This window comes from Copranaerobaculum intestinale (genome assembly GCF_009831105.1).
Taxonomy (GTDB): Bacteria; Bacillota_I; Bacilli_A; order Erysipelotrichales; family Erysipelotrichaceae; genus Copranaerobaculum; species Copranaerobaculum intestinale.
The window spans coordinates 53,265-77,169 of sequence record NZ_WUUQ01000007.1; the positions used below are offsets into that span (position 1 = coordinate 53,265).

General features: G+C 41.4%; 25 protein-coding genes and 1 tRNA gene. 20 read left to right on the forward strand and 6 right to left on the reverse strand.

Annotated elements, in window-relative coordinates; genetic code table 11:
- The 3 genes from GSF08_RS10985 (at position 1) to GSF08_RS10995 (ending at position 2,289) form a co-directional block, all read left to right on the forward strand.
- Positions 1-1,287, forward strand: a complete 1,287-nt coding sequence (locus tag GSF08_RS10985; protein WP_160625843.1) for a hemolysin family protein — start codon at positions 1-3, stop codon at positions 1,285-1,287.
- 20 nt (positions 1,288-1,307) lie between these two features.
- Positions 1,308-1,778, forward strand: a complete 471-nt coding sequence (locus tag GSF08_RS10990) for a RidA family protein (RefSeq protein ID WP_160625844.1) — start codon at positions 1,308-1,310, stop codon at positions 1,776-1,778.
- Positions 1,779-1,857: 79 nt separating this feature from the next.
- On the forward strand, positions 1,858-2,289 hold the full coding sequence (locus GSF08_RS10995) for a competence protein ComK (RefSeq protein WP_160625845.1): 432 nt from the start codon (positions 1,858-1,860) through the stop codon (positions 2,287-2,289).
- A 27-nt stretch (positions 2,290-2,316) separates the two neighbouring features.
- Here the strand turns inward: GSF08_RS10995 and GSF08_RS11000 are convergent, their stop codons facing one another.
- The 3 genes from GSF08_RS11000 to GSF08_RS11010 are packed head-to-tail and all read right to left on the reverse strand — an operon-like array spanning position 2,317 to position 5,564.
- Positions 2,317-3,513 (reverse strand): ABC transporter permease, encoded by a 1,197-nt coding sequence (locus tag GSF08_RS11000; RefSeq protein ID WP_160625846.1) that lies wholly within the window; start codon positions 3,511-3,513, stop codon positions 2,317-2,319.
- Positions 3,500-4,621, reverse strand: a complete 1,122-nt coding sequence (locus GSF08_RS11005) for an ABC transporter permease (RefSeq protein ID WP_160625847.1) — start codon at positions 4,619-4,621, stop codon at positions 3,500-3,502. Before GSF08_RS11005 ends, GSF08_RS11000 begins: the two co-directional genes overlap by 14 nt.
- A 10-nt stretch (positions 4,622-4,631) precedes the next feature.
- Positions 4,632-5,564 carry an ABC transporter ATP-binding protein gene (locus tag GSF08_RS11010; RefSeq protein ID WP_160625848.1) on the reverse strand — a complete coding sequence of 311 codons (933 nt, stop codon included), beginning with the start codon at positions 5,562-5,564 and terminating at the stop codon, positions 4,632-4,634.
- A 159-nt stretch (positions 5,565-5,723) separates the two neighbouring features.
- On the opposite strand from GSF08_RS11010, the gene GSF08_RS11015 reads away from it, so the two are divergent.
- Both GSF08_RS11015 and GSF08_RS11020 read left to right on the forward strand, forming a co-directional pair.
- Positions 5,724-6,800: a sensor histidine kinase gene (locus GSF08_RS11015; RefSeq protein WP_160625849.1), complete on the forward strand. Its 1,077-nt coding sequence runs from the start codon at positions 5,724-5,726 to the stop codon at positions 6,798-6,800.
- Entirely contained in the window at positions 6,781-7,410 is a 630-nt protein-coding gene (locus GSF08_RS11020) for a response regulator transcription factor (RefSeq protein ID WP_160625850.1), read from the forward strand. The genes GSF08_RS11015 and GSF08_RS11020 overlap by 20 nt, the downstream gene beginning before the upstream one ends.
- Positions 7,411-7,776: 366 nt before the next feature.
- Here GSF08_RS11020 and GSF08_RS11025 read toward each other — a convergent pair whose 3' ends face one another.
- Positions 7,777-9,078 carry a VanZ family protein gene (locus GSF08_RS11025; protein WP_160625851.1) on the reverse strand — a complete coding sequence of 434 codons (1,302 nt, stop codon included), beginning with the start codon at positions 9,076-9,078 and terminating at the stop codon, positions 7,777-7,779.
- Positions 9,079-9,229: 151 nt separating this feature from the next.
- Here GSF08_RS11025 and asnB point away from each other — a divergent pair, with 151 nt between their 5' ends.
- The 5 genes from asnB (at position 9,230) to GSF08_RS11045 (ending at position 14,175) form a co-directional block, all read left to right on the forward strand.
- Positions 9,230-10,978 (forward strand): asparagine synthase (glutamine-hydrolyzing), encoded by a 1,749-nt coding sequence (gene asnB / locus GSF08_RS11030; RefSeq protein ID WP_160625852.1) that lies wholly within the window; start codon positions 9,230-9,232, stop codon positions 10,976-10,978.
- 222 nt (positions 10,979-11,200) lie between these two features.
- Complete coding sequence (locus GSF08_RS11035) at positions 11,201-12,472, forward strand: hypothetical protein (protein ID WP_160625853.1); 1,272 nt, start codon at positions 11,201-11,203, stop codon at positions 12,470-12,472.
- A gap of 104 nt (positions 12,473-12,576) precedes the next feature.
- A complete protein-coding gene (locus GSF08_RS11680) occupies positions 12,577-12,708 on the forward strand; it encodes a hypothetical protein (protein ID WP_283809464.1) in 132 nt (43 codons plus the stop codon).
- A gap of 115 nt (positions 12,709-12,823) precedes the next feature.
- Positions 12,824-13,264 (forward strand): NfeD family protein, encoded by a 441-nt coding sequence (locus tag GSF08_RS11040; RefSeq protein WP_160625854.1) that lies wholly within the window; start codon positions 12,824-12,826, stop codon positions 13,262-13,264.
- A 2-nt stretch (positions 13,265-13,266) separates the two neighbouring features.
- Entirely contained in the window at positions 13,267-14,175 is a 909-nt protein-coding gene (locus GSF08_RS11045) for an SPFH domain-containing protein (RefSeq protein ID WP_160625855.1), read from the forward strand.
- A 46-nt stretch (positions 14,176-14,221) separates the two neighbouring features.
- Here the strand turns inward: GSF08_RS11045 and GSF08_RS11050 are convergent, their stop codons facing one another.
- Entirely contained in the window at positions 14,222-14,830 is a 609-nt protein-coding gene (locus GSF08_RS11050; RefSeq protein WP_160625856.1) for a bactofilin family protein, read from the reverse strand.
- Between the two features lie 191 nt (positions 14,831-15,021).
- On the opposite strand from GSF08_RS11050, the gene GSF08_RS11055 reads away from it, so the two are divergent.
- The 9 genes from GSF08_RS11055 (at position 15,022) to GSF08_RS11095 (ending at position 23,074) form a co-directional block, all read left to right on the forward strand.
- On the forward strand, positions 15,022-17,013 hold the full coding sequence (locus GSF08_RS11055; RefSeq protein WP_160625857.1) for a prolyl oligopeptidase family serine peptidase: 1,992 nt from the start codon (positions 15,022-15,024) through the stop codon (positions 17,011-17,013).
- An 88-nt stretch (positions 17,014-17,101) separates the two neighbouring features.
- A complete protein-coding gene (locus GSF08_RS11060) occupies positions 17,102-17,590 on the forward strand; it encodes an RNA polymerase sigma factor (RefSeq protein ID WP_160625858.1) in 489 nt (162 codons plus the stop codon).
- The gene (locus tag GSF08_RS11065; protein WP_160625859.1) at positions 17,577-18,305 is read left to right on the forward strand and encodes a hypothetical protein; all 729 of its coding nucleotides are present in this window, start codon (positions 17,577-17,579) and stop codon (positions 18,303-18,305) included. Before GSF08_RS11060 ends, GSF08_RS11065 begins: the two co-directional genes overlap by 14 nt.
- Positions 18,306-18,378: 73 nt before the next feature.
- Positions 18,379-19,239 (forward strand): DMT family transporter, encoded by an 861-nt coding sequence (locus tag GSF08_RS11070; RefSeq protein ID WP_160625860.1) that lies wholly within the window; start codon positions 18,379-18,381, stop codon positions 19,237-19,239.
- A 349-nt stretch (positions 19,240-19,588) separates the two neighbouring features.
- The gene (locus GSF08_RS11075; protein WP_160625861.1) at positions 19,589-21,043 is read left to right on the forward strand and encodes a 4Fe-4S dicluster domain-containing protein; all 1,455 of its coding nucleotides are present in this window, start codon (positions 19,589-19,591) and stop codon (positions 21,041-21,043) included.
- An 84-nt stretch (positions 21,044-21,127) separates the two neighbouring features.
- On the forward strand, positions 21,128-21,508 hold the full coding sequence (locus GSF08_RS11080; RefSeq protein ID WP_160625862.1) for a hypothetical protein: 381 nt from the start codon (positions 21,128-21,130) through the stop codon (positions 21,506-21,508).
- A gap of 40 nt (positions 21,509-21,548) precedes the next feature.
- Positions 21,549-21,770 carry a YneF family protein gene (locus tag GSF08_RS11085; protein ID WP_160625863.1) on the forward strand — a complete coding sequence of 74 codons (222 nt, stop codon included), beginning with the start codon at positions 21,549-21,551 and terminating at the stop codon, positions 21,768-21,770.
- Between the two features lie 83 nt (positions 21,771-21,853).
- On the forward strand, positions 21,854-22,549 hold the full coding sequence (locus tag GSF08_RS11090) for a transglycosylase domain-containing protein (RefSeq protein WP_160625864.1): 696 nt from the start codon (positions 21,854-21,856) through the stop codon (positions 22,547-22,549).
- 24 nt (positions 22,550-22,573) lie between these two features.
- On the forward strand, positions 22,574-23,074 hold the full coding sequence (locus tag GSF08_RS11095) for a GNAT family N-acetyltransferase (protein ID WP_249806114.1): 501 nt from the start codon (positions 22,574-22,576) through the stop codon (positions 23,072-23,074).
- A 346-nt stretch (positions 23,075-23,420) separates the two neighbouring features.
- On the opposite strand, the gene GSF08_RS11100 is transcribed toward GSF08_RS11095, so the two are convergent.
- Positions 23,421-23,507 (reverse strand) — tRNA-Leu (locus GSF08_RS11100).
- 218 nt (positions 23,508-23,725) lie between these two features.
- On the opposite strand from GSF08_RS11100, the gene GSF08_RS11600 reads away from it, so the two are divergent.
- Positions 23,726-23,905, forward strand: a 180-nt coding sequence (locus tag GSF08_RS11600) for a hypothetical protein (protein ID WP_249806116.1), incomplete at its 3' end; no start/stop codon positions are given.

Sequence of the window (23,905 nt, forward strand, 5' to 3'; positions counted from 1 at the left end):
TTGGATGACTCGCATATAGGACTCATTGTCATTGTATTAGTATTGTTAATTGTTTTATCCGCCTTATTTTCTTCATCAGAAACGGCATATTCTTCTTTGAATCAGATCAGGCTGAAGCAAATGGCCAAGAACGGTGACCGCAAAGCAAAAATAGCCTACAATAATACGAAACGGTTTACGTCGTTGATAACAACCATCCTGATTGGTAACAATTTGGTGAACATCCTGGCTACCTCTATGGCAACCAGTTTGCTGACCTCGTTGTTTGGCGGGGCCGGTATCGCATTGGCTACTTTTTTCATGACGGTCCTGATTTTGATATTCGGTGAAGTCATGCCTAAAATTATTGCGAAATCAAAAGCGGAAGCGACAGCTCTGCATATGGCGGTACCGCTGCACTATCTTCTGATCGTACTGCGTCCGCTGACATGGATTGTCGAATCTGCACAGACTCACTGGGAGAAAAAGCAAAATATTGAAAATGTTACCGCTACTGAGGATGAGCTGTTAGAGATTGTCTCAACGATCGAGCAGGAAGGCGTACTGGAACAGGATGAACGGGAGCTGATTGAGAGCGTTATCGAATTTGATGACAAGAATGTCCGTGACATCATGATTCCTAAAGAAGACGTAGTTTTTTTATATGACAATGCTACTTATGATCAGCTGAAAAATGTACTGAATACGTATAAGCTATCCCGAATACCGATCATATCTTATGAAAAACTGCAGGTAGTCGGTGTGCTGCGAGTACGTGATGTATTAGACGCGCTGGTCAATGAACAGCCGATCGTGATTGCTGAACTGATGCAGCCGCCGGTATTTGTATCGCAGCGCAAAAAGCTGCCGCAGGTACTGGAGGATATTCAGAAATCACGGGAACATATGGCTATCGTTATGGAGAGTCAGACATCTCATGTTTTTGTGGGTATCATTACTCTGGAAGATGTTTTAGAGGAACTGGTCGGTGAGATCTATGATGAATATGATCCGCTGCCGAATCATGTAGTAGAATTTGGGCATCATACTTTTGAAATCGAGGGAAAAGTTTCTTTGATCGATTTCTTTGATCAGTATGCGGAAGATCAGGAACCGCCGAAAACCAAAGCCCGCAATTTTACCGCGTGGGTATATGAATTGAATAACCATCGGAAAGTTCGCCGAAATCGTGAACTCATTTATGAAAACTATGAAATCAGGGTTTTGGATACACAGGATGGCATGGCATCCAAAGTGGAACTGACCGTTAAATCATCAAATGATGAAGATGAATTGGAATTAGATTAATACAAACAGGAGGAAACATTATGTTTTTAAATGCAATCAAACCAGAAAAAGCACCAAAGGCATTAGGCCCGTACTCTCCGGCAGTTAAGCTTGGAGACTTCGTATACTTATCCGGACAGATCCCATTGGATCCGGAAACCAATGAAATTGCCGGTTCAACGATCGAAGAACAGGCTCATCAGGTTATGAAAAATATCGGTGTGGTACTTGCGGAAATGGGTCTGGAATACCGTCATATTGTCAAGACGACAATTTTTATGAAGGACTTGAATGATTTCAATACCTTGAATGAGATCTATGGTTCTTACTTGTCTGAACCATATCCGGCACGCTCTTGTGTTCAGGTAGCGAAGCTGCCTAAGGATGTCTTGGTCGAGATCGAATGCATTGTCATCGATACCTTGATCTATGAGCAGCAGCTGGCTGCTCAGCAGGGCGGCTGTGAAGGATGCAGCGGCGGATGCTCCGAGGGCGGCTGCGGCGAATGCTAATTTAAAAAGCCAGAGTTGATCTGGCTTTTTTTATGTTAGGAAAGCTGCTGAATCCTTCGTATATCACTTGGGGTGAAGTATGATTTTATATATCAAGGAGCTGGATGCAGAGCGATGCTTAATTGTTCTGGACAATCAGAATCGTTATGAATATTATGAGAATAAAATGGAAGTGCTGCTGGAACGGTTGTGTTTATCCTATGGATTTACGCTGCAGGGTGGAAAAAGAGCTGTCGCTGCGTATTTAAGAATTAAGCGAATGGTTCCTATCTGTTTAAGCGCTGAACAATCCTACATGTTATTTCCAATTATCGATCATGCTGCTCATCAGCGAATCTGGTTCAATTACGCTTGGATCGAGACACATATTCATGTTGATCACTGCTGTACCGTTCGGTTTCGAAATGGCGAAGAATTGCAGTGCTCGGTTTCTAAACGAGTGTTTCAAAAGCAGCTGGACCGCTGTTATTTTTATTTGTATCTGCGTTATTGTTTGCTTAATCGGCGATAAAAAAACTTTCCGATTTTAATCGGAAAGTCAGGTAATGTTGTGTACCCGCTGTTTTGTACGTGAGATGACGATACCTAACAGGAAGAATACGATCACAAACAGCCACTGGATGCCATAACCCTGTAAAAGAGAATGCCAATTAGCGATGCTTGCGGAGTGAAAGTGGGGAAGCAGGTCATTGATCTTCACATACCAGTAATTCGGCAGAAACGCTGCGACATCCAGAACCTGTTTGGATAATACGGACTGCGGTACAAAGTTACCGCAAATAAAGCAGCTTCCTAATGCAAAAACATTCGTAATGCCATTGATCGCTTCCATATTATTGCGGACTCCCCTCAGCAGATTGGCAGCCATAAATGCAAAGCTGAGAGCTACCATTGTCATAGTAAAGGAATTGCCGGCATATAACAGCCCCTGCATAGTCAGCATTTCCTTGGTGTTCAGCAGAATGCTCAAAAGAGTAAACATCAACCAGATTCCTGTACCAAACACAATATTTGCTAAAAACAGCTGCAGATTGAAGGAAGTGTTGGAGATCGGCGAAGCAAGTGTACGAATATGCACTTCACTCTTGAAGATGCTCATCATGATACTGGCGCCTATTAAGATCATAAGGGATAAAAGGATATAACCCAGAGTATTGAAATACATAACATTCATTTCCTGCTTGAAGCTTAAATCCTTTTGGTCGACCATGGAGATGACTGCATGCTGCTGATAGACTTTTTTGATCTTTTTATCAATTGCTTGATAGCTTAAGCTCGGAGCTGCTTTTTTGTAGCTGGAAACGGAGCTGAGATAAGACTCCACCTTCTGCTCCGCTAAAAAAGCTTCAGTCGCATTTGCTTTCTTCTGAGTAATCAGCTTGAAATTACTGTTTTGTTCGAGAAAATGTTTCTCAAAGCCTTTGGGAATCATTACGATATAATTGACTTCATTGGCAAATAAGGCATCTTTTAGTGCTTCCTCATTGGAATCAATAGTTTTTACCTTCATCGTATGTTTCAGATAATTGGTAAAGGATCTGCTTAAATCGGAGTGATCTTGGTCGATATAGGCGATGCTGATCACGGTATTGCGAAACGGCGTATTGGCTTTATTAACATCTTTGGTATTGATTGTAGACAAGCCAATCCAGATAATTGAAAAAATCAACAGATAGGTAAATAAGGTAGATCGCTTCTTATTCAGGATCTTCATATACAGTTTAAAGACTTGCATATTTTTTCCTCCTTAAGCGGAAGTAAGCGCATAGGAAACATATTGCTGTAAAGATCAGCAGTGAGATAAAATCATTCCAGAACCGAGGCCCTCCGCCGTAATAATAAACCGAATACAGTGCATCTGTGATCATATTGACCGGATTGATCTTAGCCAGCCAGGGAATCGTAGTTTCCACAAAATATTTAACATTTACAGACATCATGCCTGACAGGAAGGAACACAGCAGGGTAAAGGCAGTTAATATCATGTTATTTACACCATAATTTTTGGTGGCATAACAGCTGGTAAACATGCCGAGACTGATTCCGGCGCCTGATCCGGCAAAACTGATCAGCAGGATCATCCATAACTTATCGCCATAGCTGACGCCCAGCACGAATGAGGTATACGCAATTAATATCATAATAATGGTAAAGTGAATGATGATATCAATCAGGATATCCACCATCATCGACCGCAGATGATGGGTGGGAGCTACACTGACCCGTGTGCCTTGAGGAGATTGATCGGCTCGCAGATCATAAATGCTGCGTTGTCCCCAATAGCCGCCCATTAAAGAGACCATACCAATAATGGTATAAAAGCTGACGGCAAACAGCTGTGCGCTTTCTTCCTCGCTCTTTTGGATAAATGAAGTATCCTGCATCAGAGCCTTTTCAATCGCTTCCTGCGAAGCGCCCTGCTTAATTAAATCCATTATCATGGCTTCCTTTTGAATATAACTGTCCATGAATGTTTTTAATACGGATTCATTCATTCCGCTTCCCTCAACGAGCAATTTTTTCTTATTGACGATGACACCGTCAACTTTATCATCCTTTAAGAGCTTTTCCGCCTCACTCTTTGATCCGGTCAGGGTAATGTTGAGGATTGCGTCCTCACCCGTGCTTACTTGCTTCAGCACGGCTTGAAAAGCTGTGTCGTTTTGATAGTCGGTATTGTTTACGACTGCCACATGTATAGCTTTAAAGGTATGATCGGTCAAAGCTGGCTTTAATGCTAAAGAGAAAAAGGTTGCCAGCATGAGCGGAAAGCATAGAGACCAGAAGATCAAGGTTTTATCAAGCAGCAGACATTTGAATCGATACATCCAAGAATATCGCATAAATTCCCTCCTAATCTCTTAACTCTTTCCCGGTGATTTCCAGGAATACATCATTCAGGGTCGGTTTTTCAGAATAAACTTTACCAAATGCGACAGCTTCCCTTTGAAGTGTTTCCATTAAATGAAGCAAATTGTGATTACCGCCGGTGAATTTCGCTTCCAGTGTTTCTCCCTGGTAATTGCATTCATAAAGATTTTCCAGCTGCTTCAGCTGAGCAATTTGCGGTGCGGTGATATGAATTTGCTCAACTGTAATTTTTTCTTTCAGGGCAATCATGTTTTTTAACTGTTCCTTAGTACCCTTCGCAATTTGTTTACCCTTATCCAAAACAATAATACGAGTGCATATTTGTTCTACTTCCTCCATGTAATGAGACGTATAAATAATTGTAGTTCCAAGTGCGTTCAGTTTTTTGATTCCCTCCAAAATGGCATTACGGCTTTGCGGATCTACTGCAACGGTTGGTTCGTCCATGATTAATAAATCCGGCTTATGGGCAATTCCACAGGCGATGTTTAAGCGCCGAAGCAAACCGCCGCTTAGCTTGGACGGCCGATATTTTGAAAATTCCTGCAATTCAACAAAACGCAAAGCTTCTTCAACCAGTTGTTTCCGTTTTGCTGATTCTTTGACATATAAGGAACAGAAATAATCGATATTTTCATAAACCGTCAGTTCTTCAAAAACAGCAACGTTTTGAAGAACCACCCCGATCCTGCGTTTAAGATCATAGGCATCCGGCGCCATTGGCTGATCAAACAGGGAAATGTTTCCCTTGTCATATTGCAGCAGTGCCAGAATACAGTTGATTGCGGTAGTCTTACCGCTTCCGTTGGGTCCGAGCAAGCCTAAGATTTCTCCTTTTTCCACATCCATATTCAAGTGATCAAGCGCGAGCAGATCACCATATCGCTTTACTAAATTATCTACATGTACAATCATATGGTATCCTCCTTAATGGTTATATCATAAAGGATCAGCAATTTTGATAACAGTGATATTTCTCGTGAATTTATATGACATTTGTCACAAAAACTGAGTTCCTGTGATTGTGCAGGATGCTTTGCCATGGTAAACTGATTGCATATAGAGGATGAAGAAATGACACATTTGATCAACCGCATGGTTTTGTTTTCAGTTTGTACGCTCCTATTAGTAACGGGAAATTTCGATCGGCTGCAGATTATCCCGATTTTGTTTTGTCTGATTGTAGAACTGTATGAGCTTTACCGTCCGGATCGTAAGCTGTTTATGATAAACTATGTCGGATTCTGTATGCTGATGATTCCGTTTCCGCAGCTGGCCTTTTTTCTGCCGCTGCGTATATATTCGCTGATTTCCTGGGATTTTCGAATTGGCTTATTAGGTTTTCTGGAGCTGCTTGTCATATATCCGCATGTCAATATTTTGCAGATACTCATTTTATCACTGATCAGCAGCCTGCTTGGTTTCTATGCGACAAAGCAGTTGGATATGCGGCAGCGGTTTCTGCAGTTTCGCGATACGCAAAGTGAGCAGGAGGCGGTTCTGAAACGTCATAATAAAGAATTGTTGGAAAAACAGGACTATGAAATCTATGCGGCCACTCTGCATGAGCGAAATCGCATAGCCCGTGAAATACACGATCATGTAGGGCATCAGCTTTCCAGCAGTATCCTGCAAGTAGCAGCACTTTCGACGATCGAACAGGATGAGCAGATGAAAGCGCATCTTAACACACTGAAACATACTTTGGATCAGGCGATGAATGATATTCGAAGCTCGGTACATGATCTGTATGATGAATCCTTCGATTTACGATCCAGTATTGAAAGACTGCTAATCCAGTTCTCATTTTGTGAATGGGATCTTGATTATGATGTACATAGCAGCTTGGAACGAAAATTGAAGTTCAGCTTTATTGCCATTATCAAGGAAGCGCTGTCCAATGTCAGCCGGCATTCAGATGCAACGATGGTGCATATCCGTGTCATTGAGCATCCGGCGCTGATTCAGCTGCAGATCGATGATAACGGAAGCGGCATTCAACCGATACAGGAAGAAGGAATTGGACTGCTGAATATGCGGGATCGGGTAGCCAAGCTAAATGGACGCATTCAGATTAGCCAGCATGAAGGCTTTCATATATTTGTCAGTGTAGACAAGGAGGAGAAAGAGAATGAGAATTATCATCATTGATGATGACCATCTGGTATTAAATTCTTTGAAAATGATTCTGGAAGCACAAAGCGATATAGAAGTAGTCGCGATCGGTGATGATGGAGAACAGGCGATTTCCCTGTATCAGCAATATCATCCGGATGTATTGCTGATGGATATCCGTATGCAAAAAGTCAATGGTTTAGAGGCAAGCATGGCAATATTAAAGGCAGACAGCCAGGCTAGAATCCTGTTATTAACAACATTTAATGATGATGAGTACATTGTTCAGGCATTGCGGCTTGGGGTCAAGGGATATATCCTGAAACAGAATTATGATGTGATCTATCCGGCTTTGAAAGCTGTCTGTCAGAATCAGCGCGTCTTTAATGATGAGATCATGATGAAGCTCCCAGACCTGATGAAACGAAGTGATCATCCGGATTATGAGAAATGGCAGTTGAGTGATAAAGAACAGGAGTTGATTATCCAGGTAGCAAATGGTGCCAGCAATCGGGAGATCGCGAATAATCTTTGTCTCAGCGAAGGTACAGTGAGAAACTATTTGAGTGTCATAATGGAAAAAGTACAGGTACGTGACCGTACCCAGTTGGCGATATTTTATTATCAGCATATGTGGAAGCAGTAAGAAATTTCAATAACGGCTTATTTACTGAGAATGATGTTTTTATCGCTATATACAGGCAGATGGAAATCTCAATATGGTATTGAATATGTGACCCGCTTTTATTCGATGTTACAAGATACGAAGGCTTCTGTGATTTTACAAATCAAACTTACATGTCAAGACGCTTATGATATGATGAGCGGTTTCATGCAGGGATGAAAGTATCGTGTTGTATTTTAACGCGATTATGATACTGCATTCATGGTTAATAGATAAAAAGAATAACGGTGTTTAAACAATAAAGTTATTTATCAAAAAGCATGGATTAAGATTCAGTTATTCTGATTTTAAAGTACGAGCTCTATATTCAAACGTAAAAGATGCAGATTAAATTTCTGCATCTTTTGCTTGTTCCTCATTGATGTCGACAGTATTATTTGATGGATTCTTATCGCTTGATTCTTGCTTTATACGATCTTTCGTTTTTACGATCACTTCATTTGAATCGGTATGATTGGTTTGAGATGAATGATGATCTTCTTGTTCGCTCGTATGGTTCACAACTGTACTGATCGTATGCAGCTTGGATAAACGGCTGTAATACGGAACATATCGAGAATCTATTAAGGAGATTACGATCTGACCAATCGAAAAAAGGAAAAATCCACTGGTGGCCAACGCGCTGATTAAGTAAAAAATTCGCTGTGTCGAAGTGATGAGCAAAAATTGTGCGACCAGGTAATAGATCAGAAATGGCATTGGCAGGATCAACCCGTAAAGAATTCCATAATGTAGCAAATACTGATACCACTTTGCGGTATTCCCGTTAGTTTGGATGATCCGGATCCGTACAAAAAACTTACCGATTGTTTTACCTTTGGTTATAATCGGAATCAAAATATACAGTATCCATATCAGAATCAGATAGCCGACAATCATTATTTCATAATCGGTCGTTTGGTGAAGCATGATATCATATGTTACGATCAGCATCATTCCCATACTCAGAAATGCCAGATCGATCAGGAAAGCAAAGCCTTTACGAATAATAGAAATCTGCATACCTTTGCGATAAGCGCTTTGATCAAGCTCATCGCGGGTCGGCAGTATTTTAGCGGCCAAAGGAGCAACCAGATAACCCAGCATGCCTCCAAGGGTGTTCGTGATCAGATCATCGATATCAAACATGCGATAGGGACGGAGATATATGCCGAATAGGGCACTGCGCTGAATACATTCAAAAGAAAGAGACAAAAGGAAGGTCAACAGTAAAGTTTTCTTCCAGCTGTACTGAAAGTAATAACGCATATAAATACCAAACGGCATCAGCAGAAGGAGGTTGAACAGCAGCACATAGAAGGATGGCTGGTTCAAGGCAGGCAGATAGGTAGATAAATCATTCAGCATAAATGGAGTATTTTCCAGAAATGTTGTCAAGGCTGTAAAAGGTATCAGCTGCATGGTCGGCGTTGTCAGCTCAGCGACCGATTCAGGATCGGGCAGCGGCAGCATTGTCAAAAGATAGGCACACAGTATATAGAAGATAAAGGAATATATGATCGCCGTTCTTAGCAAGAGTATCGAGCCGTATTTTCGATATTGAACAATCACATAAGGCATTGTGAAAAGTGCAGCAAGGAATGGAAACGCGATCATAGCGGTTTTAATTGGGATCAGATAAATAGCCATGGCAGTCTCCTTTCATACCGTATAGTATAGCATAAAATATTCATTAGCCGATATGGAGGATTTCTTGAAAACAGCTTTATTTATCATTCATGTAAATAATCGTCATAGGCGCCTGTTCTGCCGCATACATTAAAGGCAGGAGGAATGTGAAATGAAAGGTTTTCTATGTGTCCTTCAGGACAAGGATGCTGATCGTCTCATCACCAGGATCAGCAAACATGAAAATACACTGATCGAAGGAGCTGACGGCTTTGTGAATTTCAAGCCGGTAACGATTCGTCAGTGCAGGTATCTGATTCATTTTCAGGGAGAATTGTATAACCGAAAAGAGCTGTGTCAGGATTTAACCTTGGCTGGCTGGGATTGCTTACAGGTCGACTATGCAGAGCTGATAGCATATGCCTATGTCCAATGGGGAAAATCATGTTTATATCATTTGAACGGTGCTTTCGCTTTGGTGATATATGAGCGTGGGGAACTGTTTGCGGCGAAGGACCACATGGGGCTGAAACCGTTATTTTATGCTCGATGCAAAAACAGCGGGCTGATTTTGGCCGATTCGATTGCCGGTATTTTGGCAGATGGTATGATTGAGCCCATCGTGGATGCGTCTGGTATTCGTGAAATCTTCGCGCTTGGTCCTTCACTCAGCGAGGATAAAACGCTGTACCGGGATATTCATGCATTACCAATGGGCAGTTATCTGATTGCAAAGCATAATAATATCCGTGTGAAAAACTATTATCGTCCGACCACCAAACCGCATCTTGACAGCTTTAACGAAACGGTAGAAAAGGTACGCTTTCTGGTTGAAGATGCGATTATTCGGCAAGGTGAAAACAGCAATGCCTGTTTTCTGTCAGGCGGGCTGGACAGCAGTATCATCACCGCTGTTTGTGCGAAGAGCCATCCTAATTTAAAAACCTATTCCTTGGATTATGAAGGGAACAGCGAGAATTTCGTCGGCAACATGTATCAGGTTTCGCTCGATAAGCCGTTTATCCAGGAAATGGTCGATCGCTACGAATCGCATCATACACTGCTGACCATTACTCAGAAAGAACTGATCGATATGCTGAAACCGGCACTGATTGCCCGTAATCTGCCGGGTATGGCAGACGTCGATGCTTCCTTGTTGTGGATGTGTCAGCAGGTTAAGGATGACCACGAAAATATTATTTTAGGCGGTGAATGTTCGGATGAAGTATTTGGCGGCTATCCCTGGTTCTACAAACCGGAACTGAAAGATTTAGACAGCTTTCCATGGCTTCGTTCCATGGATGAGCGAATAGATCTGCTTCATGAGTCGATCCGCGGTTTCGGTTATCATGATTATATGCAGAAGCAGTATGATGATACCGTACGTGACATTATCTTTCTGGATGAAGACAGCGAGGCAGATAAGCGGGCGCGTATTCATACCATGATCTGTCTGCGTTGGTTCATGCAGACCTTGGTTACCCGTCAAATCACGATGGGCAACGCTGCCGATCTGAATGTACGCTCACCGTTTGCCGATGTCAGAATCATTGATTATGTTTATAACATTCCATGGGAAATGCGCTATTACAAGGAGGAGGAAAAGGGAATTTTACGCACCGCATTTGAAGACATCCTTCCTGCGTCTATTGCACACCGTAAAAAAAATCCATATCCGAAAACACATAATCCCCTCTATACTGAACTGATCAAAGAACGCATGCGCGAAGTATACCACGATGCAGACAGTGTTATTCATATGCTGTTTGACGATAAGCGTTTAAAGGAATTGATTAAAAGCGGCGGAGCTGCCTTCAAGCTTCCCTGGTACGGTCAGCTGATGAGCGGTCCGCAGCTGCTTGCTTATTTATATCAGCTTGACCTTTGGGTGAAGCAATATCATGTAAAATTTATGCTGTAACAAAATCATATATTAAAAAAGAACCTTTCACTATTGGTGCTGTAACAATTTTGCCCAAAACGCAAGGGTTCTTTTTTTACTTTTTAATTTATGAAACAGTAAAAGACATAGCTATACAGGTTGCTATTCTTTATAAATATTGAAACAAATTCCTAATATGCAGATTATTTTCTGATTCACGGCAGTTCTATGATATGCTGATGACGTTAAAGGAAAAGTTGCATGAAGGTTGAATTAAGTATAGAAGACAAGCTTGAATTAGCAAAGATTTTTAAAATTCATCGAAATCATCTTGGCTGTACTCAGAAAGAATATATTCAGGATAGACAGGGAATCCCAGTCTGTTCCATCAGCACCTATAGCCGGCTGGAAAATGGAATACCGATAAAATGTGATGAAATTTATGAAATACTGCTGTCAATGCGGATGCATAAAACATTCAATTATCGATTTGATATACGCGTGCGGATGAAGAAAGACTTTCACCTGCTATATCAAATGATCGAAGCATATAATCTGCCGGAAGCGAAAACGGTTTTGTATCAGATTATGGCAGAATTGAAGAAGCAGGGAGATTTTATTATGAATGCCTGCTATCTGGCAGTGCTTACCCAGATCGAAGCATATTATTTTCAGCAAAAGCCATTACAGCTGGCTTTGATTGATTGGGATATACTGAGCATATTTGATCGATATACGCAAGAAATATTAATTGATCTTTTATTTAAGGATGTGCTGCGAAGCAAGAAATCAATGCGGGAAGTTAACGTGTATGCGGAAAAATTGGAAATATCGAAATCAAAGACTTCTCTAAATTATTTGAATCGTGTGCTGCTTCATTATTATAACGATGAAATGCTGAGTGCCTTCCTAGAGCTGAAAACACTCATTCGGTATTTTGATACGCATGCTTTATTCAATCGACGGCTGGACGCCTATGATATTACGCTGTCGCTGTATGTGAATGTTCAGCCGCAGAATATTCCTGATTTATTACTTGAATATCATCGATTTGTTCAGGAGCATAAAGCCCAGCTGCATCCTAAGAAGCTTCGTCAAAGTCTTTATAATCAAGCAATGATTTTTCTGGAGATGCAAGAAGAAGCGGAAGCCTTGAAGCGCCTATCGCAAATAACGGATCGTGATGATGATCTGACGCTTAGAAAAACTGTTATATCCTGTTATTTATCATCGCATATGGATCTGCCGGCAGCACCGCTCAATGACTTAAAATTTTCTTCTGTCAGTAACCCCGGAGCGCTGGCGCTTTTTACATTTTATCAGCACAAACAGGCCGGCGCGTCCTTTGCCGAGCTGGAGATGCTCGTACAGGAACAGATCTTAAGCAGCATCGATCCGGATGATGAAATTTTGATGGAAATTTTAAAAGAAGAAATTATGAAGCTGGCAAAAAGCAGTCATGAGACGTATCTGCTTCAGCGATTTCAGCGGCTGCGTGATCATCACAGGTTTGAAAAAAATTCTGAAAACTGAAAATACCTTTCTTAAAATGATGATTTCATCAAATTTAGAGAGGTATTTTTAATTTTTCCCGGTCTTTGTCCTTTCCTGATAGGCTGAACTCGGGAGGTACGGTCATGCGATTAAAATTTAAGATTGCAGTGCTGATCGGTGCACTAGTTTTGGGAATCGGTGCAGCATTTCAGAGTCAAGCTGCAAATCAGCCGGAAGTAGCCGCAAAAGGGCGATCTTCACTTATCATTCTTTAAATCAACGGGGGAAACAGAAAGCGGATATTGTTCCGCTTTTTTATATTTGATCATGTGATGTGTATTTCCTGTTAAAATAGGATATAATAGGTATAACAAAAAGGAAGGTGCTGACATGGATTATTATTTGATCGGATGGATTCTTGTGTTCTTCCTGATTTTATTCGTCGAGGGCTTATCACAGCAGCTGATCGCCGTGTGGTTTGCGGTAGGTGCAGTCGTTGCGATTATCGCAGAGCTGATGAGTGCATCATTCAATGTCCAGCTTTCCTGCTTTGTGATTGCTTCCATCATATCGCTGCTGCTGCTGCGCCCATATGTGAAAAAGGCAACGGCAGGTAAGATCGAACGCACGAACAGTGATGAGAACATTGGTAAAACAGCAGTGGTTATCGCTGATTTTGATGCGGCTACAAATGAGGGAAGAGTCATGCTGTCAGGTCTTGATTGGGCAGCTAAAAGCCTCAGCTCGGTAAAGCTGCTGAAAGGTGAACAGGTAACGGTAGTATCAATCAGCGGCGTAAAACTGCTGGTATCCAGAAAAGAGGAGGAATGATTATGGATATCAAATTGATCATTTTATTAGTGTTTGTAATTCTGATTCTGGTTTTCATTTCAGCGCATATCCGTATTGTCAATCAGTCAGAGTCTTATGTAATCGAAAAATTGGGCGCATATAAAACCACATGGGGAACCGGCATTCATTTTTTAGTACCGTTTTTGGAACATGTATCAAAACGTGTTTCGCTGAAAGAGCATGTAGTTGATTTTGCCCCGCAGCCGGTCATTACCAAGGATAACGTAACGATGCAAATCGATACCGTCGTATATTTTCAGGTAACTGATTCAAAGCTGTATACCTATGGTGTTAACAATCCAATGATGGCTGTTGAATCACTGACTGCGACTACACTGCGTAATATTATCGGTGAATTGGATCTGGATGCGACCTTGACATCCCGCGACATCATCAATACCAAGATGCGCGCTATCCTGGATGAAGCAACAGATAAATGGGGCATCAAGGTCAATCGTGTGGAAGTAAAGAATATTTTGCCACCGCGTGAGATTCAGGATGCCATGGAGAAGCAGATGAAAGCTGAGCGTGAGCGTCGTGAAGCGATTTTGCAGGCAGAAGGCCGCAAAAAGAGTGAGATTTTGATTGCTGAAGGTGAGAAGCAATCAACCATCCTTCGTGCTGAAGCAAATAAAGAAATGCAGATTAAACAGGCACAAGGTGAGGCAGAAGCAATACTGCTGGTTCAAAAAGCCTTAGCGGACTCTTTGACCATGCTGTCTGATGCAAAGACATCCGATGCTGTCATCAAAATCAAAAGCTTGGAAGCACTGGAAAAGGTTGCGGATGGTAAAGCTACCAAGCTGATCATTCCAAGTGAAATACAAAATTTGGCCGGATTGCTGAGTTCTATGAAAGAAGTTGTCAGCGACTCCGCTTCAAACGAATAAGGTAACAAAAAGGATATCGATCTCGATATCCTTTCCTTTTGCATAACTATTGATTTGTCGGCTCAATCTGAATTGTTCCCTGAATCACCGCACCGCGGTTAATTTCAATATCCCGCGCGATAATGTTTCCGATAACACAGGATTCAGAGGTAAGAGTAACCCCGCCACTGGCATGGATATCACCCTTGATCTGACCGCCGCAAAGCAGTTCTTCAGTTTGAATATTGCCTTCGATAACTGTCTCCGGGCTTAGCTTGATATCACTTCGACAGGAAATATCACCGTAGATTTCCGCTTCTTCCATCTCAGCCGTATCACATTGAATATTACCTTTGATCTTACCGGTAACTTCCAGTTTGCTATCGCATACAACGTCACCTTCAACAGTACCGTGAATTTCTAATGCATCCTCGGTTTCGATTTTACCGTGTAAAATAGTGTTTTTACTAATGCGCGTTGCAGTTTCAGCAGGCTCGGCATTAAAATAATTAGAATAAGATTCCGTATTCTGGAATTCCGTTTGCACCATCGCCGGTTTTACTCCTTCTTCAGGTGCTGATGTTTCCGTTCCATCATTTTGGGCAGTTGATTCCTGACCGCGTGATTCCTGTTCATTTTTTGTATACATTTCTTTTTGTTTTTCATACCATTTCATGGGATTCCTCCTAGTTAATAATGAATAATTATGAATATATTATAAACATTATTTAGTAAGAAAGAAAGTATCCAGCCGCTGAAATATGAAATGATGTCCGATATTGGCATTGATTTTTAAGGTTTTCCTGTATTTTTATGTGGATTGAGATTAGTTATGCTATAATTCTTGATAGCAAAGGGGGCTTTCATGTGGAAAAACAATTAAAGCGAGATGCATTTTTTCATTATCATTTTTTATCAGATGTAACCTATGCGCCAAACGGTAAGCGTTATGCATATATTGATGCGCAGGCTGATACCGAACATAATGCGTATACAAGAAATCTTCATATCGGGGTTCAAGGCAAGACCACACCGCTTACTGCTGATGGAAAAGTTGAAGCATTTATCTGGGATGACAAGGACACTATCTTATTTTCGGCGATGCGTGATGAAGCGATCCGCAAAAAAGTTGAAGCTGGAGAAGAGTGGACGAGCTTTTATCGGATTTCCATAAAGGGCGGAGAAGCACAGCCGGCTTTTGCTGTTCCGCTGAACGTTCAGAAAATAGAAAAGGTAAAAAAGGGTGTTTATCTCTTGATGGTTTTATATGACCTGAATTATTCGGATATGTATGCCTGCAAGGAAAAAGCCAAAGGGCAGCTGCTGAAGCAGAAGCAGGATAGCCGTGACTATGAAGTGATTGATGAACTGCCTTACACTTTTAATGGAATGGGGTATATCAACAAAAAACGCATGTCCTTATTTTTATATCAGGAAAGCAGTGGGAAGCTGACCAGAATCAGTGATCGAAATATGGCAGTATCCCATACTGCCTGGAATGATGATCATACGTTACTCTACTACAGCGGATATGCTTATCAAACAGTAAAGGAAGATAAAGAGGGAATTTATGCATATGATCTGACCGCAAAAGAAACTTCTGAAATTGTAGCACCTCATCAATACGAATTGTATGATCTGCAAGTGTGGAATAATCAGCTGTTTTTTGCCGGAACGGAAACGAAACGGTATGGCTTGAATGAAAATCCGTGGTTTTATACAGTGGATGGAAATAAGTGCGTACAGCTGCTTGCTGAGAATGAAAATACACTGGGAAGCAGTGTTGGCAGTGACTGCCGGCTGGGAGCAGGGCGATATGCATTAATCATTCATGATCAATATTTTTATATCACGACACAAAACGGCGATTCCTGCCTTTATGCAATGGATAAACAGGGCAGACAGCAAAAAATCGCTGCATACACAGGCAGTATTGACTGCTTCGACATCAATCAAGAGGATATCATTTGGGTTGGTATGAAGGAACAGCAGCTTCAGGAAATCTATCACCAACAGCTAAATAGTTCAAATATGGAACAGCTGACACATATACATGCGAAAATGATGCAGGATGTTTATACGGCAAAACCGCAGCTAATTCAGTTTCATCGCGATGGCTATGATCTTCAGGGCTGGGTGTTGCTGCCAAAGGGTTATGATACCAAAAAGCAATATCCGGCAATTCTGGATATTCATGGCGGACCGAAAACCGTATATGGAGAAGTGTTCTATCATGAGATGCAGGTATGGGCCAATGAAGGTTATTTTGTGTGCTTTATGAATCCTCGCGGATCAGATGGCCGAGGCAATGCCTTCGCGGATATTTACGGTAAATATGGGACAGGTGATTATGAAGATTTGATGATGTTTACGGATGAAGTACTGCGAGCGTACCCGCAGATCGATGAAAAACGGTTCGGAGTTACCGGCGGCTCCTACGGCGGTTTTATGACCAACTGGATTATCGGTCATACCAAGCGCTTTGCGGCTGCGGCTTCTCAGCGTTCGATAGCCAATTGGATCGCTTTTGAGCATACTTCTGATATCGGACCGGATTTCACGAAGGATCAGCAGCGTGCAAGTACCTGGGAGAACCTTGAAAAATTGTGGTTCCATTCTCCTTTGCAATATGCTGATCAAGTAGTCACACCAACCTTGTTTATCCATAGTGATGAAGATTACCGTTGTCCTTTAAGCGAGGGACAACAGATGGTATCGGCATTGATGGAGCATGGGGTAGAAACCAGAATGGTAATGTTCAAAGGAGAAAATCATGAGCTGAGCCGCAGTGGTAAACCGCTTCATCGGCTGCGCCGCTTGAATGAGATAACTGACTGGATGAATCATTATCTAAAATAACTGCTTCGGCAGTTTTTTTTATAAAAGACAAATGAAATGAAACAATTTGAAGGGCTGTGTGGTATAACAAGTGAAAGGGGTTGATAATATGGCTATACAGCGAAAGGAAGAGGCGGAGCGAATTGTTGACACATATGGTGATGCCGTTTATAAATTTGCCCTTTCTCTCACCCGTCATAAAGATGTTGCCGATGATGTGTTCCAGGAGGTATTTCTGCGATATATGAAAAAACGTCCAGTTTTCGAAAATGAAAAGCATGCCCGCGCTTGGTTCTATATCGTTACGAAAAACTGCTGCCGCACCCATTTTATGAGCGCCTTTATCCGTCACAGCGCTCCGCTCGATCAGGAAATCCCCTTTCTGAACGACCCTGATTATAAGCTGTATCAATATGTGCTGGAGCTGCCGGTGAAATACCGTATAGTCATTCATTTATTTTATTACGAAGGCTACTCAACGCGCGAAATAGCTGCCATACTCAAGAAGAAAGAGGCAACCGTCCGCACCCAACTGAAACGGGCAAGGACATTGCTGAAAAAAGGGATGGAAGGAAGTGATTCACTTGAAAACCTATAAAGAAATCAATGAAAAAATAATGGTACCAAAGGAAGTAAGAAATGCAACTGTCGATAAAATGATATACAAACAAAAACCGAACTATGTAAAAGTGATTTTAAGCTTGGCCTGTATGCTGCTTATTGCGTTGGGCACCTTGCAGGTTATGAAAATGGTACAGTCCTCATCGCCGAAAATGGATACTGGGCAAACCGCAGTCAAGCATAAACAGTTTCATATAAAAGATTATTTAGTACCAAAGCAAGATGAAGTATCAACATCAAAAATTTTTGGTATGATTTCAGATTTAGATACCGATCCGATGGGGAAAGAAATGCTGGAAACCATTCAGAATGATTTTCCTACCGTAGAACATCTAATAGTACCGAAGGGTTTCGAATCGAAATTATTTTATCGCCAATTCAAACGTGGTGAAAACTATGAAAAATTGGAAAAGGGATATCCGTTAATCGATTATTATGCGGAAAAAGGTGATTATACACTGACCTTGCGAATCCAGGATAATCATATTCCTCAGTGTGTGATTCGAGATGGCGGAGAACCTTATCTGAAAGGCTACAAGGGTTATCAGATTGCTGTATCAGAAGGTACCGATCAGGAAGGAAATAAACTCTTTTGGGCATACGGCACTTATAAGAACTATGATATTGAAATTTATGCGATGGTTGAACGTGCCGCTGATTTTGAGCAGTTTATGCAAAGCTTCTTGAAATAGCATTCATTTTCATATGACAAATTCTAACCTCCCATGATATGATAATGCGGATGATAATTTAGGGAGGCTTTTCATGAAACGTAGTCAAGCGAATGGGATATTGATTCTGGTTGCAATGGTTTGGGGAGCGGGCTTTATTGCCACAGACGGGGCATTGGAGGGGTTTACTCCTTTTTGGATGGTGAGCATCCGATTTGTGATTGCTGGTTTGCTTTTATTGCCCTTTGCCTGGAGCGGGCTTCGCGGGGTATCCTCCCATGATATCGGAAAGGGTTGTCTGGCGGGCATCCTGCTGTTTCTGGCATTTGCTTTTCAGACCATTGGGCTGCAATATACAACCCCCAGCAAAAACGCCTTTTTGACTGCGGTCAATGTTGTGCTGGTACCGTATTTGATTTGGCTGCTGATGAAGCATAGACCTACCAGAAAACAGGTGCTGTGTTCACTGACCTGCATGATCGGTGTAGCGCTGCTGACCTTAGATGGAGGCCTGTCTAACTTCTCTAAGGGTGATGTATTATCACTGATTTGTGCTGTATTTTTTGCTTTGCATATGATGTCACTGGAGCGCTATTCCCATATACCGCCGCTGTCGCTGACTGCACTTCAGCTATTGAGTGCCGGCATATCCGCTACTCTGATTGCCTTATGCACAGAACCTTTTCCGCACTTACCGTCAACTAAGGCTTTCGGTTCTTTGCTGTTCTTGATTTTTGGTTCTACACTATTAGCTTATCTATTGCAAACATGGGCTCAGCAGCATACCAGTGCCAACACGACATCACTAATTCTTACAATGGAAGCCTTATTCGCGTCATTGTTTTCCTTTTTGCTTCTGCATGAAGTAATGAGTGTGAAAATGATTATCGGCGGACTGATCATCTTTGCTTCAGTTGTCATCATGGAATGGCATCCAAAAGGAAATCAGTTATGAGTTTGGTTAACCATATGGCCGATCGCATATAGAATTGTACCAGGAGCTATTAATTAAGGCATTGGTCGGTGAGGGACAGCGTCATCAATTTGAATTATTAATCGCTGCTTCAGGCGTGAATGATGTTTTGTTTAATTTGATTGAAAATATATCGGTTATTTATGATATCAGGGTTAAAAAATTTATAAATAAAAATAGGCATAGCAAAGCAGGGTGAAAATCCTGCTTTTTGTATTTTATGTTCTTTTTTTGATTTCTCAGATTACTACTTTTCAATTTTGCCATTTGTGATATAATTAACATGCTTAAATTTTACAAGTAAACGGAAGGATTATGGAGGAGGAAAATCATGTCTTTATTTGACCATGAAGCACGGCAGTTTAAATTTGATGTTTTGCGTGAAGTTTCTAAGCGTACCTTTGAAGGAAAGCTGAATGAGGATGTGTGTGATGAACTGGCGCACATGCTGATTCCGACCAATCATGCAGAGTTTCGCTGCTGTGTATATAAAGAACGCGAGATTATTCGTCAGCGGGCCCGTATGGCAATGGGGAAAACACCGCAGGCGACAGGTAGCCATGACAGCAAGCAGATCGTTAAAGTAATTGAGGCAGCATGTGATGGTTGTACGATCCGTAAGATTCAGGTAACGGATAACTGCCGTAAATGTATGGCAAAGGCCTGTGTTGCCGCATGTAAATTTGATGCGATGAAAATGGGGCCAGATCACGCCTATATTGATTATGCAAAATGTAAAGAATGCGGAGCTTGTGTCAATGCATGCCCGTTTAATGCAATCGTAGAAACGCAGCGTCCGTGCAAAAAGAGCTGCCCGGTAGATGCGATCAGCATGGATGATAACGGCTTGGCTGTCATCGATGAAAGCAAATGTATTAACTGCGGAGCCTGCCAGGCCAAGTGTCCATTTGGTGCAATTGAAGATATGTCATGGATGGTGCCGGTTATCGAGCGTTTGAAACAAGATGATAAAGTAATCGCAATTGTTGCGCCGGCAATTCAGGGACAGTTTGAAAATGCGACCTTGCCGCAGATCAAGCATGCGATCCGCAGACTGGGCTTTTCAAAGGTATTGGAGGCAGCAATTGGCGCGGATGCAGTTGCCTGGTATGAAAAGGAAGATCTAAAAAAACATATCGCGGAAGGGGAAAAGCTGACTACATCCTGCTGCCCGGCATTTGTCAATATGGCAAAGCTGCATTTCCCTACTGTGTATGAAAAGAATGTATCGAAAATGGTTTCACCGATGGTAGCGCTGGGACGTTATCTGAAACACGAGTATCCGGATCATGCAGTAGTCTTTATCGGTCCGTGCGTAGCAAAAAAACAGGAAGCGCAGGAGAATGAATCAATCGATTTCGTTTTAACTTTTGAAGAATTAGCCGCCATGTTAATTTCTCAGAGCATTAATCCGGAGCAGGAAATCCCAGAAGAAGGAGACTTTGCTTCTGTTTACGGACGCGGCTTCGCAATTGGCGGCGGTGTTTCCAAAGCTGTCGTAGAAGCATTGAACGAAAATAACGATGATGTGAAAGTAACCGGAGTGTATGCGGATGGCAGTGCAGAATGCAAAAAAAATCTGATGATCATGAAGGTTGGCCGGTTCCAAGCGGATATATTAGAAGGTATGGCGTGTGTCGGCGGTTGTGTCAGCGGGCCTGCTACGATTGAAAATGCCAATAAGACAAAACAGCGAATGGCGAAGGAAAACGCGGCTTTCAAGGACGATAAAATCTGCGGAACTCTCAAACATTTTGATTTTACTGATATTGATTTACACAAATAAGAGACGATATGTCTCTTTTTTAATTTCAACAGGTATCGACAGAATTCGCTGTAAATTCATGCTAGGATGATTCAAGGTGATGGTATGAAATATCAATTATATGCAGTAAAGGATACCTTTCAGGAAATCATGCAAGATCGTGAAGAGCTGTTTTACGAGCTGCTGTCTCTGTGTGACGAACAGCAGCTTGATGTGATGCTGGAGCGCTTTGATGCGCAGGCGATCTATAAAGGATGTATCAGCCTGCTGGAGGATGATACTCTTGATCTTCAAAATAATGACATTACGATGTATCGTCCTTTTCATGATGAATTTTTCCATATGCGAGTATTTGATCATGTTATCGAATTGAATGATTATGAAAGCAGTCCGTTTTATCATTATCTGATGCGATTGCATCGGGAATACGTTATTGTAGACGAATTTGCACATGTTCATTATCAAAAGTATTGTAAAAACATGTAATTAATAGTAGAATATTAAGGTATATGAGGAGGATTTATACATGGGATCAACATTTGTAACATCGCTGGTAAGTCTGATTGTTGGTGGTATCATCGGAGCAGTACTGGGCTTCTATTTCACCAAGAAAAAGTTTGAAAAAGAATTGAAGGAGAATCCGCCTATCAATGAGAAAATGATCCGCGCCATGTTCCTGCAGATGGGTAGAAAGCCGTCGGAAGCACAGATCAAACAGATAATGAAATCAATGAATATCAACAAATAAAGTACCGGTGAGGTACTTTTTTCTAACACAAATGTAAGATAGTAAACATTAATTCGGGTTATGTTATAATGAAATCAGGTGATATGATGAAATATGTTAAGCGATTTCTTGTTGTCCTACTGGCATTGTTCATACTGCTTGGTGTCACGCTTGGCGTAATCGGATACCGTGAATTTAAACGGGTGACAGACCAAATAAGCATACAAGACAAAGTAGCGGAGATCCGTGATCAGGAGCATTTTGTAAATTATAAAGATATAGCACCACAGCTGCTTCAGGCAACGGTTGCGATCGAAGATCGTCGTTTTTATGACCACGGCGGGATTGATGTGATCGGCTTGGGGAGAGCGCTGCTGGATAATATTACGGCAAAAAAAGTAGTTGGCGGCGGCAGTACGATTACGCAGCAGCTGGCGAAGAATATGTATTTTGGCTATGAAACAAATATCACCAGAAAAATGGGCGAATTTTTTGTTGCCCGTGAACTCGAGAGTAAGTATACAAAAAAGGAAATTTTAGAATTATATGTAAATATTATCAACTATGGTGATAATCATATCGGGATATGGGAGGCGAGTCAGGGCTATTATCAATGTATGCCTAGCGAGCTTACTTTGAAACAAGCATCTATGCTGGCGGGTATCCCACAATCACCATCTAATTTTCAGTTGAGTGATCATCTTGAAAGTGCTCGTACCCGTCAGAAAGCCGTGCTGGAAGCGATGGTCAAGGAAGATATGATTACGTATGCAGAATCTGTTCAGGCGCGTGATCATTAATGCATTTATGATCAAAAGGAGGTTATGGCAATGGAGAATGAGCTGCACTTTCGATATGCAACCGCTGAGGATGTTCCTTTGATTCTAGAATTTATCAAAAAGCTCGCAGCATATGAAAAAATGCTGGATGAAGTTGTAGCAACGGAGGAGCTTTTACAAGCGTGGCTGTTTGAAAAAGCAAAGGCTGAAGTAATTTTTGCTGTGAAGGGAAAACTGGAAATTGGCTTCGCGCTGTTCTTTCATAATTTTTCAACCTTTTTGGGACGTTCCGGCATCTATCTGGAAGATTTATATATTGAACCTGAATATCGCGGCAACGGATATGGTCGTGCTACCCTGAAGCAGCTTGCAAAGATAGCGGTTGAGCGCGGCTGCGGTAGATTGGAGTGGTGGTGTTTAGACTGGAATCAACCCAGCATAGATTTTTATCGGTTGATGGGAGCAGAACCGATGAAGGATTGGACGGTATATCGCATCGCCGGTGATACGCTGAAGCAATTGACCGATTCCAATATTCCAGAATAAATGTTTGAGTAACTGATATCGAAATTTGTTTAAAATGAATATAAGGATATGATGGTTATTATCATAAGATTTAATGCATTCTGATTGCAAGACTTCACAATGTTTGACAATGAAAAGTAAAAATATAAATATAAGTTGATTTTCATAATAAGATAAACTTACCGCAAAAGCTCAAGCTAAAGCAGAATTGAAAGAACTTAGTGACGTTGAGGAATACATCAGACAAGCTACCTGCTAAAACAGAAAAAGGGATGCATTGGATTCGGGGAACTGAGGATTTGTTACATATGTTGATATCATTATGAAAAAAATAGCAGCCATCTTAAATGACTGCTTTTTTTATAAATGGTGCCCGAGGCCGGACTCGAACCGGCATGGATTTAACTCCGCAGCATTTTGAGTGCTGTGCGTATACCAATTTCGCCACTCGGGCATGCCACGATATTATAGCTTATTTTTTTCAAAAGGACAATCCATAAAATGAAAAAAATATAAATTTTTGTTTTCTGACTATAATTGGGGTAATAATAGCAGAAACAAAACGAATAGGAAAAAAATTCTAATTTCTGTATAGCAATTCTTAAAAAAATGATATATAATAATATCACCCTCGTTTCGGTTATACGAAAACGAAGCATAAATCCATGTGTGATGAAACAAAATGTTAAAAAAGTTAACTTTCTTGTTGACACAGGGGTTTCCGCTTGCTATTATATACAAGCGCTCAAGCGAGGGCGACGATCTTTGAAAACTAAACAGAATACGTCAATTCAAAAGAAACTCAAGAAAACAGAAACGCGAAAGCGTAAAGAAGAGCTAAACAAACAATCA